14 protein-coding genes are annotated in these 16,364 nt (G+C 48.4%); 6 read left to right on the plus strand and 8 right to left on the minus strand.

The genetic code is table 11. The features are described 5' to 3' along the window. The 5 genes from FPE01S_RS21235 to uvrC all read left to right on the plus strand — a co-directional run bounded on the left by FPE01S_RS21235 (window position 1) and on the right by uvrC (window position 5,408). Window positions 1-489: a heme-binding domain-containing protein gene (locus FPE01S_RS21235; RefSeq protein WP_046371085.1), complete on the plus strand. Its 489-nt coding sequence runs from the start codon at window positions 1-3 to the stop codon at window positions 487-489. Between the two features lie 470 nt (window positions 490-959). After that, a complete protein-coding gene (locus FPE01S_RS21240; RefSeq protein WP_046371086.1) occupies window positions 960-1,538 on the plus strand; it encodes an RNA polymerase sigma factor in 579 nt (192 codons plus the stop codon). 57 nt (window positions 1,539-1,595) lie between these two features. Further along, window positions 1,596-2,960 (plus strand): porin family protein, encoded by a 1,365-nt coding sequence (locus tag FPE01S_RS21245; protein ID WP_157474120.1) that lies wholly within the window; start codon window positions 1,596-1,598, stop codon window positions 2,958-2,960. A gap of 25 nt (window positions 2,961-2,985) precedes the next feature. Beyond that, window positions 2,986-3,585, plus strand: a complete 600-nt coding sequence (locus FPE01S_RS21250; protein ID WP_046371088.1) for a hypothetical protein — start codon at window positions 2,986-2,988, stop codon at window positions 3,583-3,585. 5 nt (window positions 3,586-3,590) lie between these two features. Beyond that, window positions 3,591-5,408, plus strand: coding sequence for an excinuclease ABC subunit UvrC (gene uvrC / locus FPE01S_RS21255; RefSeq protein ID WP_046371089.1), 1,818 nt, complete (start codon window positions 3,591-3,593; stop codon window positions 5,406-5,408). 211 nt (window positions 5,409-5,619) lie between these two features. On the opposite strand, the gene porN is transcribed toward uvrC, so the two are convergent. From porN to FPE01S_RS21280, 5 genes are all read right to left on the minus strand, one after another. Next, a complete protein-coding gene (porN, locus tag FPE01S_RS21260) occupies window positions 5,620-6,657 on the minus strand; it encodes a type IX secretion system ring subunit PorN/GldN (RefSeq protein ID WP_046371090.1) in 1,038 nt (345 codons plus the stop codon). 22 nt (window positions 6,658-6,679) lie between these two features. Further along, on the minus strand, window positions 6,680-8,218 hold the full coding sequence (porM, locus tag FPE01S_RS21265) for a type IX secretion system motor protein PorM/GldM (protein ID WP_046371091.1): 1,539 nt from the start codon (window positions 8,216-8,218) through the stop codon (window positions 6,680-6,682). 71 nt (window positions 8,219-8,289) lie between these two features. Beyond that, window positions 8,290-9,057 (minus strand): type IX secretion system motor protein PorL/GldL, encoded by a 768-nt coding sequence (gene porL / locus FPE01S_RS21270; protein WP_046371092.1) that lies wholly within the window; start codon window positions 9,055-9,057, stop codon window positions 8,290-8,292. Window positions 9,058-9,170: 113 nt separating this feature from the next. Next, window positions 9,171-10,463, minus strand: a complete 1,293-nt coding sequence (gene porK / locus FPE01S_RS21275; RefSeq protein WP_046371291.1) for a T9SS ring complex lipoprotein PorK/GldK — start codon at window positions 10,461-10,463, stop codon at window positions 9,171-9,173. Window positions 10,464-10,628: 165 nt separating this feature from the next. Next, window positions 10,629-12,647: a thioredoxin domain-containing protein gene (locus FPE01S_RS21280; protein ID WP_046371093.1), complete on the minus strand. Its 2,019-nt coding sequence runs from the start codon at window positions 12,645-12,647 to the stop codon at window positions 10,629-10,631. Between the two features lie 395 nt (window positions 12,648-13,042). Here FPE01S_RS21280 and FPE01S_RS21285 point away from each other — a divergent pair, with 395 nt between their 5' ends. Further along, entirely contained in the window at window positions 13,043-14,008 is a 966-nt protein-coding gene (locus FPE01S_RS21285) for an SMP-30/gluconolactonase/LRE family protein (RefSeq protein ID WP_046371094.1), read from the plus strand. On the opposite strand, the gene FPE01S_RS21290 is transcribed toward FPE01S_RS21285, so the two are convergent. The 3 genes from FPE01S_RS21290 to FPE01S_RS21300 are packed head-to-tail and all read right to left on the minus strand — an operon-like array spanning window position 14,005 to window position 16,362. Further along, the gene (locus FPE01S_RS21290) at window positions 14,005-14,952 is read right to left on the minus strand and encodes a 2-dehydro-3-deoxygalactonokinase (RefSeq protein ID WP_046371095.1); all 948 of its coding nucleotides are present in this window, start codon (window positions 14,950-14,952) and stop codon (window positions 14,005-14,007) included. The two genes, FPE01S_RS21285 and FPE01S_RS21290, sit on opposite strands and share 4 nt — an antisense overlap. Then, window positions 14,927-15,571 carry a bifunctional 4-hydroxy-2-oxoglutarate aldolase/2-dehydro-3-deoxy-phosphogluconate aldolase gene (locus FPE01S_RS21295; protein ID WP_046371096.1) on the minus strand — a complete coding sequence of 215 codons (645 nt, stop codon included), beginning with the start codon at window positions 15,569-15,571 and terminating at the stop codon, window positions 14,927-14,929. Before FPE01S_RS21295 ends, FPE01S_RS21290 begins: the two co-directional genes overlap by 26 nt. Then, the gene (locus FPE01S_RS21300) at window positions 15,568-16,362 is read right to left on the minus strand and encodes a uroporphyrinogen-III synthase (RefSeq protein WP_046371097.1); all 795 of its coding nucleotides are present in this window, start codon (window positions 16,360-16,362) and stop codon (window positions 15,568-15,570) included. The genes FPE01S_RS21295 and FPE01S_RS21300 overlap by 4 nt, the downstream gene beginning before the upstream one ends. Between the last annotated feature and the right edge of the window lie 2 nt (window positions 16,363-16,364).

Consider the following 16,364-nt stretch of genomic DNA (forward strand, 5'->3'; position numbering starts at 1 on the left):
ATGATGCGCAAAATCCTGACCGCCGCTCTTGCCTTATTTGTCATCATTCAGTTCCTGCGTCCAGCCAGGGACAATAATGATGCAAGTGCCCAGGCATCCAACATCAACAACTTTCTTGCTGTGCCGGCTGACATAGATCAGACCCTCAAGACCAGTTGTTATGATTGCCACAGCAATCGCACCAATTACCCCTGGTATTCTGCCGTGCAGCCTTTCGGATGGTGGCTCGATCACCATGTTTACGAAGGAAAGAAAGAACTTAATTTCGATGCCTTTGGCGGATACAGCCTTCGTCGCCAGTTCCACAAACTGGAAGAAGTAGAGGAAATGATCGAAGAAGATGAAATGCCCCTGTCGTCCTATACACTGATCCACAGAGGATCGAAACTCAGTCCCGAACAGAAACGCCAGCTGATTACCTGGTCTGAGAAAGCCCGTGCAGAAATGTCAGCGAAATATCCGGCAGACAGCCTGAAGGCGAAGAAGTAAATTAGTTTAAGGGTTTAGTAGTTTAACGGTTTAGTAGTTCGCTTTACTGTGTGAAATTGTCGCAGGCGCTATTTTCCTGATATTCCTCGTTGGCTACTATTCATATGACCATCAATCACTTACAAACTATCGTTGCGTTTGGATTACTTTTTGCCAGATTACCATAAAACAGGTATGTTTTATCCCGGGCCAGAGAATGCTTAGGGTCTGCTTAGGGTCACCTTAGGGTCACCTTAGGGTCCTTTACTTCAGTCATAAATCCCCGTGCTCGCATGGGCGAACAAAGGTTAAAGCACATCAGGAGCAGCAACAACAAACAAAACCATTTACCACTAACCTCCAGGAAAACTTCCCTTGAAACCCTCCTTTCGTACTTCGTTACAGGCAATCTGTCGTTTCTTCAGCATGCGGAAAGTCAATTTAGATTTGGATGTAAAAAAATCTTAAATTACAAATGCATAAAGTTCTGTATGACAGAAGAAGCGCTGCTCCAGGGATGTCTTCAAAATGATCCGATCGCTCAGAAAGCACTGTACCAACGGTACAGTTCACGCATGCTTTCCGTTTGCTATCGGTTCGCGCACAACCGCGAGGATGCCGAAGACATGTTACAGGAGGGCTTTATCAAGGTTTTTTCACAAATCCACACATTCCGTTCACAGGGCGCATTTGAAGGCTGGGTACGCCGGATAATGGTCCACACCTGCATTAACCATCTCAAGCGCAACAAGAAATTTAATGAGAGTGTAGACATTATTCATGCGTCGGGGCTGCAAACACGCGAGGAGACGATTCCGTCAATTGTTCAGGCCAAGCAGATTGTGGAATGTATCCGGCTGCTGCCTATTGGGTACCGGACGGTGCTGAACCTTTATGCCATTGAAGGCTATTCGCACAAGGAAATTGCTGCCGTGCTGGATATAGAAGAAAGCACGAGCAGGTCTCAATATACCCGAGCCCGGCAGATGCTGGAGGAAATCCTGGTTAAACGAAAAATCATGCAAAAACCCCAGGAGAAATTGCCATTGTTAGCAGCGTTTGGCCGCTAACAGTGCTCTTAGGAATGGGCCTGGATATAGGATTTATATATCCCGAACCGCAAGAAGATGGAGCAACATTATTTTGAGGACGAATTTGAACAGTTTTTAAAAGACCACGCCGATCAACATAGAATGTACCCTTCAGACGGAGTGTGGACGAATATTTATCGTCAATTTCATTCCGGACGGAGGAGAGTCGCTCTTGGCGTGATGCTTTTACTGGTTGCCGGCAGCCTATTCTGGTTGACGCAAACAAGTCCGGATGCTCCCAAATATTCATTTAACGATTCCCCGCAACATACAGGAAAAGGCTATCCGGCTGCCCCGGCTAAACCTGCGGTGACCGTTGACGATATTATTGCCAAATTAAGGGCAAAATCTCTCATGCCACCGCTCAGGATCGATGCACCCGTCAAACTTGCTCCCCTCGCTATGGCCAAGACTTACTTCTCCAGCCTGGCTGATGCAATGCCCGTACTTTATCCTGAGTTACCAGCAGATGTCGATCGTAAAGCTGCTATAGCTGCAGCTAAAACAAATGGCCAGGAACCATTTTATACCTCCAAGGCGATTGGATCTTTCCAGCAACTGCAACAGGCACCAAGGCCTGCTTTGACAGCTCACGTGGATCCCCCCGCCACGGCACTCGAAGAGCCTGATCAGCAACTGGAAACCAGCAGTATTGTCAAGCTGTCACCAACCCGCCGCAAGCGCTGGTCGGTGATGATGTCTTTCGCGCCGGCGATTGGCTACCGGAAATTGTATGATGGTAACCAGAAAAGCAATTTCGGTAACTCACCCGTATTGGTACAGCGGCTGAATGTAAACGAATTTGTAGACCATCAGCCAGCAATCGGCTTTGAATTCGGGGGCGCTTTCCGATATGAAGCAAGCCGTTCCCTTGTACTCAAGACCGGCCTCCAGCTTAATCTGACCCGGTATACCATTGAAGCTTTTGCCCACACACCGGAAAAAGCCACATTAACACTGAATACCGCATATGGCTACCAGAACGATACGCTCGTCGCTACTTCCAACATGCGTAATTTCTCCGGTATCCATCCCGAAAGACTGCAAAACCAGTATTTGCAGATCGCCCTGCCGATCGGTGCCGAACTCAAACTTTTCGGTTACAGCAAATTCCAGGTTAACCTGGCAGGCAGCCTGCAACCCAGTTACCTGCTGAATGCCAACCAATACCTGCTGAGCAGCGATTTCACCAACTATGTTAAAGAACCATCCCTGATCCGTCGCTGGAATGTCGCTACCAGTATCGAAGCATTCTTCTCCTACCAATCAGGAGACCTGCGCTGGCAATTGGGGCCACAGTTCCGGTATAACCTGCTCTCTACCTACAAAAAAGAATATCCCATCAAAGAGAACCTGATGGAATACGGCGTAAAAGTAGGCATCAGCAAAACCATCCGTTAATTAGCACGCTTCAGTACATTTGGGAATGTTTAAAAGCATTTCGAATCGCACCTGGCTGTTGACCATCAGTGCATCATTTTCCGTGATCCTTTACGCCTGCGGCCAGGGCAAATCCTCCCAACCGGCTCCCGACGTTGAATTCGTGCCGATAACTGCCTATATCAGGGAAGAGCTGAAATCAATCGACTCCCTGAAATTACCAACCACCCTTTATTACCAGGACAAAGACCGGAAGGATACATCAGCCATCCCGTTTGCCACCTGTGACAGCCTGGCCCGGGCTGGTTTTCTTGCCGAAGATATTACCCGCGAGCCGCTTAAATCCAGTTATAAGGAGTCCAGCTTTGCCGATCAGTCCATTCCCAATGTCACATTCACTTACCTTACGTCAGATAGCACATTGCCCCTCAAAAGAGCTGATGTGATCCTGAAGCCTGATCCTGCCGGACTGGACAAAGTCAATACTATTTACCTGGAAAAGCTGTATCAATCCGGCGATACCCTGATTCAGGATAAACTTTTCTGGAAGGCCAATCATTATTATCAGATACTTCGTAGCCGCCAGATCGGACAGGGTGAAGCAACAGTCACCCAGTGGAAGGTGGTTTGGGATCCTGTTGAATAACGACTATGACGCCTGAGAATTTTCAGCAAATCGCGCACACAATTCCATTATCACCGGGCATCTATAAATACTTCGATGCCGGCGACCGGCTGCTTTATGTCGGGAAGGCCAAAAGCCTGCGCAAACGGGTAAGCTCCTATTTCAACAAAACTTTCACCAGTTACAAAACACATGAACTGGTTCAGCGGATCCACCGTATCGAGTTTACCCTGGTGGATTCTGAACAGGATGCCTTTCTGCTGGAAAACGCCCTGATCAAACAATATCAGCCTTTTTACAATATCAACCTGAAGGATGACAAGACCTATCCGTACCTGGTAATCAAAAAAGAACCCTTCCCAAGGGTTTTTCTGACCCGTCGCAGGATTAACGACGGATCAGAGTACCTGGGACCATTTACCTCGGTAGGGAAAGTGCGTGAACTCCTTGATTTTATCCGGCAGAACATCGCCCTCCGCACCTGCAAGCTGAACCTGACGGAAGCCAATATCCGCAAGGGAAAATTCAAAGTCTGCCTGGAGTATCATCTCGGCAATTGCAAAGGCCCGTGTGAGGGATTGCAAACAGCAGAAGATTATCACCAGGACCTGATGCAACTGAAGAACCTGATGAAAGGTAACCTGCAGCCCGTCATCAGCCAGTTCCGTCAGGAAATGCAGGAGAAAGCGCAGGCCATGCAGTTTGAAAAGGCGGAGCTGATCAGGAAAAAAATTGAGCACCTGGAACAGTACAGGAGCCGCTCTGTAATCGTCAGCAGCCACCTCACCCACCTTGACGTTTTTTCCATTCTTAAAGACGGAGATATTGCCTACGTCAATTACCTGATGGTACAGCACGGCACGATCGTGCAAACCCACACCATTCAGCTGGAAACCCACCTGGATGAGGAGCCTGACGAAGTATTGTCCTTTGCCGTCGGGCAGATCCGGGAAACTTTTAACAGCCAGGCTGACGAAGTAGTTGTTCCATTTGAGTTGCCGGAGCTACCCGAAGGCATCCAGGTGACTGTACCCAAAGGGGGCGACAAGCGGAAACTACTCGAGTTATCCCAGAAGAATGTGAATTACTTCAAGGAGGAAATCCGGCGGAAAAAGACCCTCAACCTTGAGGGTCGCTCAGCAGAAGAAAAATCAGCAGTATTGCAACAATTACAGGAAGACCTTCACCTTCAGGAACTGCCTGTACATATTGAATGCTTTGACAACTCCAACTTCCAGGGGGCATTCCCGGTTTCCGCCATGGTGGTATTCAGGGATGGCGTTTCCAGCAAGAAAGACTACCGGCATTATAATGTGAAGACCGTAACCGGCATTAACGACTTTGCCACCATGAAAGAAGTTGTTTTCCGGCGCTACAGGCGGCTAAGGGAGGAAGGCGCTGCATTGCCCCAGCTGGTCATTATAGACGGCGGAAAAGGGCAGCTTGGTGCCGCAATGGAAAGCATACGGGAACTGGGTCTCACAGGCAAAATGACTCTGGTGGGACTAGCCAAAAATGAAGAAGAAATTTTCTTTACCGGAGATACCGCTTCCGTTAAACTGCCCTATAACAGCGCTTCGTTAAAACTGATCCGCCAGGTGCGGGACGAAGTGCACCGTTTCGGTATCACATTTCACCGGAACCAACGCAGCAGGGGAACTTTCAAAAACGAACTGGAACAGATCGCCGGCATTGGCAAGGCCACAGCCGACCTGTTACTGAAGACTTTCCGCAGTGTGAAAAATGTACGGGAAAGAAATAGGGAAGAATTGACTGCCGTTGTAGGAAGCAAGAAAGCGGAATTGGTGTTCAGACATTTTCAACCGGAGGATACCGGGGAATAAAAAAGGGGCCAGGATAGACATCCAGCCCCGTTTTTAAAATCCAATATCCTATGAAAAACCGATGTAAAGATACGATGATTTATTGATCCTGCAATACCCCTATCCGGGTATTTTCGGCTATTCGTTAACGTTGCGGAAACTGCTTTATCAGATTGATTTATAATGAAAAACCCCGCCGGTCGGCGGGGTTTTTATGTTGAAACAGGCTGGCTTAGTAAGACCAGAGGTCCTGTTCGTAGTTGAAAATTTTGTCCTTGATATTTTCACCTTCCAGGAGACGCAGGATCGGATCCTTGATGTAGGTCATGATAAATGCATCACTGGGGTTATCAATCGTAGACTTGATGATCCGGCTGGAGAACATTCTGCTTTCGAACAGCTCTTCCCAGCTCATACGGGCACCGAAGTTTTTGCCATTATAAGCTTCATAACGAGCCAGCAGGGGGCGCATGTCGGGATAATAAACCCAGAACAGTGGCGTCACGTCCCTTAAGCTTCCATCAGCATTCTTGATGGTTTTCAGGGGAGCAATACCGAGGATGCGCACGTGCAGACGGGAAGACTCCTTATCGAAAACAACTTCTTCCTTGATCCAGTATTTTTCAATATTCTCAGGGTTGAACTCGTTCACGATAATACTGTCCTTCATGATGCCTTTGGAACCATCCGGGTCTTGTATCCAGTCAGGGATCTGAATGGTCTGGGGTTCACCCACGAGTTGTTTTGCAATCTCACCAATGGTGATGGGAGTGGTAAAACGGTCGTCGATCGGGTTAAAGGCAGTCAGTTCGCCGGACTTCAATGAATTCAGCAGGATGTTGATGAAACGCTGGTTACCATTATCATCGTCTGCCTTGTACATGAAGGGAAGGTTCATCTTTTCGTGGATGTCGATCTCCCTCCACAGACGCTGGCGGTAAACCGCATCGTCCTCACGGATATGTTCATACGTCAACGGAATCCTTTCTTTCACCAGGTTGCGTTCGATCGCATTGTCGTTACGAAGCGATTTACGTACCGGACCGAGGTCGAAAGTTGGTTCTGGCGCTACCAGCGGAACAGTGTCCTGAACAGCCGGGGCCTGTGTTAACGCAGCAGCATTGCCACTTTTGCTTTTATTCGTACTTGTCTTCTTGGCCGTCGTCCTTTTTTTGGCTGTCCGGCTTTTCTTCGCCTGCGCATCGGCAGTGCTGACAAACAGCCCCATAGCGGCGACCACAAGACAGAGTTGGATGATACGGTTTTTCATTTTATGCCAGTTTTATCAATGCTTATTTCAGGTTAAAGAAGATACCGGGCAGTTCGCGCACTTTGCCATCAGGACCTTTTACACGGATCTGATCGAAGAAGATGCTTGAACCGGGTGTAGCCATGCTAATGATCTGTGCTGCACTTCCTGTCCAACGGGCACCATCATTCGGAGCCTGACGGTAAACCTGGAACGCGCCACCATTTGCACCAACTACATAACTCAGTACATCATATTTTGCTTCAAATTCAGAATCAAGTAGTTTAGCCAATACACCACCCATCGCTTTGAATTGTGCAGCTCCCATTGAACCTCCACGGCTGTTTCCTACAGTTGCAGTCGGGTCAGGCAGGTTTTTACAACGCAGCGGGAAGGAGGTTGTTTTGCCGTCAACGGTTACTTTCAGTTCACCGGGGCCCATTTTAGAAGGCTTGATGATATAACGGTCGCCGCCAGCAGGGCTAATGGTACCGTTGGTAAAGGAAACATTCATTTTCTCTTTACCTGCAGAACCTGCAGACACCATTACCGGGTTATCCACTGCCATATACACCACGTTCATTTTCTCCAGGAAAACAGAGGCTCCGGAAGGAACACCTACAGTGTAGGTTACGTCTTTGGTAGTGGTTTTATCTTCACCGGTGTTCGGGTCTTTGTAAGCTACCACAACTTTTACAGTGTGCTCGCCGGCGCCATTTACAGTTGTCTTATAGATGGCAGAACCGTCGGGGTTGGTAGTTACTTTTGCACCATTCACGGTTACGGAAGGAAGCGCTTCAGTTGAGAACGCACCGATTCCGGAAGTGATCACCAGTTCCTGGCCAGGCATCAGGTATTGTGAGTTCTGGGAAGCGAAGGCCTCGAATTTATCGAGCTTGAACTTCACTTTACCGATCTGCTGGTAGAAATGATCTACCACGATCGCTTCAGAATTCTTCACATCATTCTGGAATTTGCTCAGGATGGTCAGGGCAGCAATGGTTGGAGTCATGTGGAAATAAGCAGACTTCCATTCTTTGCTGGTAGTAGAACCAGTCTGAGACTTGGGGATGGAAAGATCAAGCGGCAGTGATTTTTCAATCGCAGCCCTTTGGTCTTCCGGGATCACATTCAGAAGGTTTGTTTTGAAAGCCTTCAGCCTGTTTTCCAGCTCAACACCATCTTTACCTTCCACCAGCATCCGGGTAGCAGCGTCGAGATTGTCTTCGCTGAATTTTTCTTCCGGTGTACCGATGTTTTCGCCTTTAGCTTCTTTCTTCAGGCGGGTTTTCAGGTCGTTAATATAGTTAGAGAGATCATCAGACAGCTTCTGTGCTTCCTGGGCTTTTGGAAACCACTTGTTGGCATTTTCAGCGGTCTTGGGATCACTCAGCGCTTCTTTGAAAGCTTCAAAGATTGAAGCGTTTTTCTTATCAACTACCGCATTGGCGGTAGTGATGCTATTGTTTACGGTTTTGAAAGCGTTCAGGATTTCAGATGACACGTTCAATGCAAGTAGCGCGGTAAGCACCAAATACATCATGTTGATCATCTTCTGCCTGGGCTCTTTAGGTAAGGCCATGGATCTGGGATTTAAATGTTGTCAATCTGTTATTCAATGTTCGTCAAGGTTGGCTGGTAAAAGGTGCGGGATTAAGCGCGACCCTGCATTGCACTCAACATGTTGCCATAAACCTGGTTAAGGTTGCCGAGGTTCTTGGCCAGCAAAGTGATTTGCTCCTTGGTTTTGTTAGCATCTTCAACACTTCCCTGCATGGCCTGTGAAGCCTGGGCGAGGTTGCTGTAGAAGTTGTTCATTGCTTTCAGATGGTTATTCGTATCCTGCAGTTCCAGCTCATAGATAGTGTTCAGTGAACCCAGGTTTTTGGTCAGGGTCTGAACCTGAGAATGGAATTGCTTGGTAGACTCAGATGCATCATTGAAAGACTGCATGGTCGCAGCGCTCTTGGTATATGCGTCTTTCATCTGACCGAGTGCACCGGCAGCTTCTTTCGTTTTAGAAGCGTACTCGTTGGTAGCTGCTACAACGTCAGAAACGTCTTTCATTTGATTTACAGTAGTACCGAGTTTGTTGAAACCTTCGCTGAGTTTTTTCAGGTTGGTCGGAGTGATATCAGCTTCCTGCATCATTTTGTCCAGGCTCTGCAGGGCGGGGTTACCACTGGTACCGCCAGCCATTTTCGGAAGTGCTTCTGCCAGGGCAGCCATTTCCTGGCCGGGAGGCGGGAGCAATGCATAGATCAGGAAGATCGCCGCTTCGGTCAACAGACCAACGGTCAACATGATATCGGCAAACGATTTGTGCAGGATTTTAGCCCAGGCTCCGAAGATTACCACCGCGGCGCCAACGCACACTACAACGTTTACCAGTCTTTCAGTAGATTTAGATGTACCAGCCATAGTTTTAAAGTTTAGATTGCTTTTGTTAAAGGGTTTAGATAATAGTATACCGTTTTGATTATTTCAATCAATTAATTAAATAAGAGTTTGTCCTTTAGAAATTTGCTATAAGCTTATTTTTTGCCTTTGCCCTGCATGGGAGGAAGATCGATCACTGTACGGAAGCCGATGTAAGATTTGGCAGTATCCTGGTACTCATAAGAGCGTGTACCTGTCTGCAGGAAGTAGCCAACATCTTTCCAGCTGCCGCCGCGCAATACTTTACGCTTCATCCGGGGAGGATCTGAATCCTTCGCGTTGTAACGGATGTCGGGGTTCATGTCATGCTGAAAGTTGTAACCGCCTTCGTAGTAGAGTGAAGAAGTCCATTCTGCAACGTTACCTGCCATGTTATACAGACCGAAATCGTTAGGCCAGTAAGCATCGGCACGAACAGTGTAGAATCCGCCATCTTCGGGATAGTTACCACGGCCGGGTTTGAAGTTGGCCAGGAGACATCCTTTCTTATTACGGAGGTAATAGTTACCCCAGGGGAACATTGATTGTGAACGGCCGCCGCGGGCTGCATATTCCCACTCTGCTTCAGTTGGCAGGCGGAAATCGGATTCCTGAGCGCGCTTCTTGCTGGCCAGGAAAGCATTCAGATAATGTGTTCTCCACTCGCAGAAGGCAGTAGCCTGGTTCCAGTTTACACCTACAACAGGGTAGTTGCCAAACGCAGGGTGAGAGAAATAACGCTTCGTCATGGGCTCATTGTAAGAGTAGGCGAAGTCACGGATCCATACCAGGGTATCCGGATAGATACGTACATCTTTCTTTACGATGAACTGGGAACGGGGTTTACCCGCATTTTCCCTTCTGGCAGCATCTTTATTATCGAAAATCTCGGAATGATAGATAAGCTTGGAGGCATCGATCTCTTTCTTGCCGAAAATCCGGTTCTCAGGAGAGAGGATCAGCTGGTCGATTTTCTCAACAGTAGCTTTATCGCCCCATTTAATAGTATTCGCCTTATTCCAGTCCACATAATCAACTCCATCAGCATTCTTCACAAAACCCATCAGCTTTGCTGCTGTAGAATCACGTACCCAGTAAACAAACTGGCGGTATTCGTTGTTGGTGATTTCAGTTGCATCCATCCAGAATCCATTGATAGACACCTGCTTATTCCTTGCTGTAAAGGCAAAGTTGATGTCTTCATCGCTGGGACCCATGTGGAAGGTTCCAGGCGGTACGTAGACCATTCCGGGTGGCTTGGGCATGGAGTATTTGTTGCCGGCAGACACACCGTGCAACTGACCGTCTTGGGGAACTCCGTTTCCTTTGGAGCTCTTCCCCAACTTGCCGCAACTCACCACCAGCGTGGACAAAGCCGCCAATGTGAGTAGTGTGGACAGGTTTTTCATTTTCATAATATTAAAGGGTAGTGGGCAAATATAATATTTTGTCAACATCGACTTCCAAGTTTATAATTTAATGCCTATTCTATCAATCACTTGTGATCCACGTACAATTTTAACGGTTGTTTAGCGGGAATTATTGCGTTTCCCCCTAAAATTATGACTGCCTTACTATAACTGACGCAACATGGCTGTCACCGTCTCCACTGGCTGAAGACAGGAATAGTTCTGGCAAACATAGATCAAACTGGTAGCGGAAGGCTTGTTTCGCAAAAGCGGGTAAGCTAAATTTTCATGGGTGGCCGACTGGAAGATATGATTCGGAATAAAATTAGCTAATATTTCAATCCGCAAAGCATCCACCGCAGGTCCCACTGCAACAATTTCTGCACACCCTTCTACCTCCAACAGCCACCCCGAAGCCCAGGTTCCAAAAGAACCGGGATAACGGGTTACTGCCTTACCCAGACTGGCCACCATCCGGCTGGCATGGCTGATCCATTCCTGCCTGTCCAGAATTTTTCCCAGGTAACGCAGATTCCACTGCATGACCGCATTTCCCGAGGGAACTGCCGCATCATAAATCTCTCTCTTCCTTACTACAACGTCTTTTTGCCCCGCTGAAGTATAGAAAAAGAGATTATTTGTTTCATCCCCAAAATGTTGAAATACCCATTCTGTAAGTTGTCCTGCCTTTTCCAGATACGCCTGATTCCCCGTAATTTCCTGCAGGTAAATCAAAGCCTGTACCAAGTATGCAAAGTCATCCAGGAATCCGGGAAACTTAACGATTCCGCCCTTGTAGGTATGCCGTAATCCCCTTTCCGGGTCCTGAAATACCTGAAGCATCCAGTTCATATTCCTGGTGGCAAGTTCCCGGTAAGCCTCGTTACCCGTCGCAGCAAAAGCTTTGGAACAGGCCGTATTCATCAGTGCATTCCAGGACAGAATCTGCTTGTCATCCAGTGACGGCCTGATCCTGTGTGACCGCCGTTCCATCAGGCGACTACTGATTGTCAATAACTTATGTTCCCATTTTGCTGTCTCCATGCCGTGTTTACGGGCAAAATCATCCTTATCCTGTTTCCGGGTCAGAATGTTGATCCCTTCCCAGTTACCCTCACTGGTTACGCCAAACCAGTCAGCTGCCAGTGCTGCGTCAGCTCCCAGCACTTCCTCCAGTTCCCCCAGTTCCCACACATAATATTTCCCTTCTTCCCCCTCCGAATCTGCATCCAGTGCAGCATAAAACCCTCCCTCAGGTGACAATAGCTCCCGGGTTACAAATTCCATAGTGTGGTCAATGGTTTCCCGGTATAAACTGTGGTGACTTACCTGGCTGGCATCCGCAAGCACCCCAATGAATAAGGCCTGATCATATAACATTTTTTCAAAATGCGGAATCAGCCACTCATTGTCCGTTGCATACCTCGCCAATCCACCGCCCAGCTGATCATAAATGCCGCCCCTGATCATTTTGTCAAGACTAAGAAATGCATGGTCGCGAACAGCAGGAGTCGGATGGAAATAATCGTATTGTAGCAAAAACGCGATGCTCTGTGTCTGCGGAAACTTTGGCGCCCTTCCGAAACCACCATCGGTTCTGTCTGCCGTCTGCATCAGCGCAGCCGACATGTCATGGACCGAAGCCGTGGTAAACATCCCCTCTTCCTGGTTCGTCTGACCAAACAAACTCGACTGTTCCAGGTGCCGGGTCAGGTTTTCCGCCTGGTGCCCGATTTCTTCCCGGCGATTCTCCCAGGCTTCACTGACGCCATTCAAAACATCCGTCCAGCTCGGTCGGTTAAATGCGGCACGGGGTGGGAAATAAGTACCCCCATAAAAAGGCTTTCCTTCCGGTGTCAGAAAAACATTCAGCGGCCAGCCTCCGGATCCTGTCATGGACTGCACTGCATCCATATAAATGTGATCCAGGTCCGGCCTTTCTTCCCGGTCTATCTTGATGTTCACAAAGGATTTATTCATGAGCACAGCCACTTCGCGATCCTCAAAACTTTCCCTTTCCATTACATGACACCAGTGGCAGGCTGCATATCCGATGCTTACCAGTATTGGTTTTTGCTGGTCACGGGCAAGCGCAAGCGCTTCTTCACTCCAGGGATACCAGTCCACCGGATTGTGTACGTGCTGCAGCAGGTAGGGGCTGTTTTCGCCCGAAAGATGATTCATAACTTTTCAGCATTCAACTGCTAAAATAGAAAAAGCATAAAGGTGAACAGAAATTGAAGTTATACGAGGGACGGATTCTGGTTGGTTAGGGAAGATTGCCGGTACATGAAAATGACAACAATCTTGATTTGTTGGGTGACAACCTTTGGTTGTATTTCCGTTGCGCGGGTGCATTTGCCGGAAAACAGTCCAATTTCAGGGTAAACCTACAGCCGACCCCCAGCAAAACAACATCCGTCCCTATGCAAACCCACCCTTTCGCTGTAGGATCGGTGCAGGTCGGCTGTTGGTCGGCTGTTGGTCGGCAGCCAGCCGACCCAATGAAAGAAACCTCTCTGCCACAGGAAAAGCCAACATTTTTGTTTTATCGGGCAACAATCTTAAATTTCTGAACAATGAAGTTAATTACAGCAATCTTGCTCCTGCCCGCACTCGCCTTTGGTCAGCAATTCACCGGCAAAATTGTAACTGTGGATCCGGCCTTTGAGAAACTGGTTCCCGCTACTGCAAAGGTTGAAATTCTCTCCACCGGGTTTCAGTGGTCAGAAGGCCCCGTTTGGGTAAAGGACAGTGGTTACCTGTTGTTCTCTGATGTGAAGCGGAATACGATCTTTCAGTGGAGAGGCGGATCAGGTCTGAGTGAATTCCTCATGCCCTCCGGATATACAGGCAGGCTGCCGTACAGTTCCGAGCCCGGCAGCAACGGCCTGCTGATCAACCAGGCCGGCGAACTGGTCACCTGTGAACATGGCGACCGCCGTATTGCTGCGATGCCATTGTCCGGCGGTGGCAAAAGGACATTGGCAGACAATTACCAGGGAAAAAGACTCAATAGCCCCAATGATATCGTACAGGGGAAAAACGGAGACTATTACTTCACGGATCCTGCTTATGGAATGCCCCCGGGTACAGCACATCAGCCAATGGGATTGTACCGCCTCTCTACGGAAGGCAAGGTTTATCTTATTGATGAGTATTTAGCACCAAACGGTGTTGCCATGTCTCCGGATGGAAAGACACTTTACCTGGCACAATCGCATGATGAAAAGCCCTTTATCATGGCTTATCCGGTTCAACCCGACGGCAGTGTGGGCAAAGCAAAATTATTCTATGATGCTACGCCATTGCTGAAGGCGGGTCTTAAAGGAGCGCCGGATGGGTTGAAAACCGATTTGAAGGGCAACGTATTCAGCTCCGGGCCGGGTGGCATTATCGTTATTTCCCCGGATGGAAAATTATTGGGAAGGATCGAGACCGGACAGCCCACAGCAAATTGTGCCTGGGGTGATGACGGTTCCAGCCTGTTCATCACTGCAAACATGTTGCTGCTGCGCGTACGCACTACTACAAAGGGATTTTAGGTTCCGTTGAAGATCCTGATCTGACCGCGGATGAGTGCGTACTCAGCACTTACCGGATCAGGTGCGGCCATCCCGATGAATTCCATGGCAGCCCTGTACAGTGGTTCCATAATACTCCCCCCCACCAGGGTGATCCGGTCAAACTGGTCATTCCTGATAGCCTTCAGTTCCTCACCGATCAGTAAACCACTTAACCACCAGTAATTGTCCTTTTTATTTTTGCGCTTAAGCACATCATTTGCACGAATCTCAAATGCGAGCGACAATAAGGAATACTCCTGAACGCGCAGGACGGCTTCTTTAAAACTGTCGAGATGATCAAGCAAATCAGTGTCCGCATCAATACTCGCAGCAAGAATGCCGTGTGACTGCAACAGCGAAAAGAATTCTCCCGTCAGGAAAGTCTGGAAACCGGTAAGCACGGAACCTTCAGCAACTGCATGTTTGGAATGCGTGCCAGGAAGGATGAATAACTCCCTCCCTGCTGATAATGTTGCGGCCCCAATGATCTTTGTTTCCTCTCCACGCATGATATCGCTTCCCGTAGTGAGCCCCGACACCAGTAGCACAGTATGCCTGAACGCATCACTCTCTGGATACCGCAAAGTCACGAGATGGGGATGCTCGAGGGAGAATGGCAAAGCGGTATAAGCAAGCTCCTGTATTCCAATAGGTGACGAAGCCATGCCGGAAACGACCAGGGGTAAGCCGGTCAAAGAAAATCCAACTTCAGTTTCAAGTGATTTTATGGCATGCAGCAGGTGATTCCTGTATACCTCGGGCATAAGTCCGTATGGTGCTGAATTAACCGGGGATGGCTGATGTATTAACCTGATGCCGGTGTTGGAAGTGTAGGTCGCCAGGATGGCCTGGTCCGTCCTGTCTGCCAGGTACAACCTGAAATTCGTATTGCCCCAATCACAGCAGAGTATTTTTGTTGTCATGTTCAGGACGTAGGTGTCGTAGCAGGTTCGCGGCATTTTCGGTTACCCTTTGCAGATCCAGGGGGCCTTTTCCAAGCAGGGAAGATCCGATTCCGAATGCCACTGCCCCTGCGTCACTGTATTGCCTTATATTGGAAGCGTCAATGCCGCCGGTTGGCATCAGCGGGATTTTGTCTAATGGCGCCCTGATATCTTTCAGGTATGCCAGTCCGCCTGCTGCCGGAAATAATTTGATGATCTCACCGCCATTTCGGTATGCTGCCACCACTTCAGTGGGCGTGAATGCACCGGGAATGCTCACTGCACCCAGTTCCCTTGATTTTTGAATGATGGAGAGATCAGTGTGGGGGGAGATGATAAATTTCGCTCCGGCCTGAACTGCAGTGGTTACATCTACTGCGTCAAGCACCGTCCCTGCACCTACAAGCAAAGTATCCGGATCAAAATGATCACTGAGCATACTGATGCCCTCGAGGGCCCTTGGGGTATTCAGCGTAATTTCCATGATCCTGACACCGCCTGCTGATAGTGCTTTGGCAACAGGCAGAAAGTCTTCATATGCAAGTCCGCGGACGATCGCAATTACCTGGTGCTGCAGAATATGGGAAAGTGCTGTCACTTCTTCAGTTCGGCTGCGAGGAATTGCTCAAGCGCTGCTACCATAGAAGGTGTTTGTGGTTGCGGGGCCTTGATATCCAACCGAAGGCCTGCTTCTTCAACCGCCCTGGAAGTATTGGAGCCAAATGCCCCGATCCGTGTTCCGTTCTGCTTGTAGCCAGGATAGTTTTCCATCAGACTCTTTACACCGCTGGGCGTAAAAAAACAGATAATATCATATTCATGTTCGCCCAGTATCGTCTTTACATCATTGGAAATAGTGCGGTACATGAATGGTGTGGCAAATTCACACTTGTGCGACTTTAGCCAGTTCACGATATCATTATCCTGCTGATTTTCCGAACACGGATAAAGAAAACGTTCGTTTTCCTTGTGCTTGTTGATAACATCAAACATGCTCTTGTTGGTACCGTCGGCACCATAGAACACTTTGCGTTTACGGTAGAGAATGAATTTCTGGAGATAGAGCGCAACTGCTTCGGTAACGCAGAAATATTTAGTGTCCTGGGATACACTCACCTTCATCTCTTCACAGATCCGGAAAAAATGATCAATCGCATTCCGGCTGGTGAAGATCACTGCTGTGTAAAGGCTGATATCAATTTTCTGCTTACGGAAATCCTTTGCAGGAATTCCCTCCAGGCGGATGAATGGGTGAAAATCGAGTGCCAGGCCATACTTTTTGCCAAGCTCAAAGTATGGTGACTTGTCGCTTTCAGGCCTCGGCTGGGTAATCAGGATCTTTTTGATAGAAGGGGCTACTGAACCCTTCTTAGCCTCGTTCTTTAGCATTT

Source organism: Flavihumibacter petaseus NBRC 106054, assembly GCF_000974785.1.
In the GTDB taxonomy this organism is placed as follows: Bacteria; Bacteroidota; Bacteroidia; order Chitinophagales; family Chitinophagaceae; genus Flavihumibacter; species Flavihumibacter petaseus.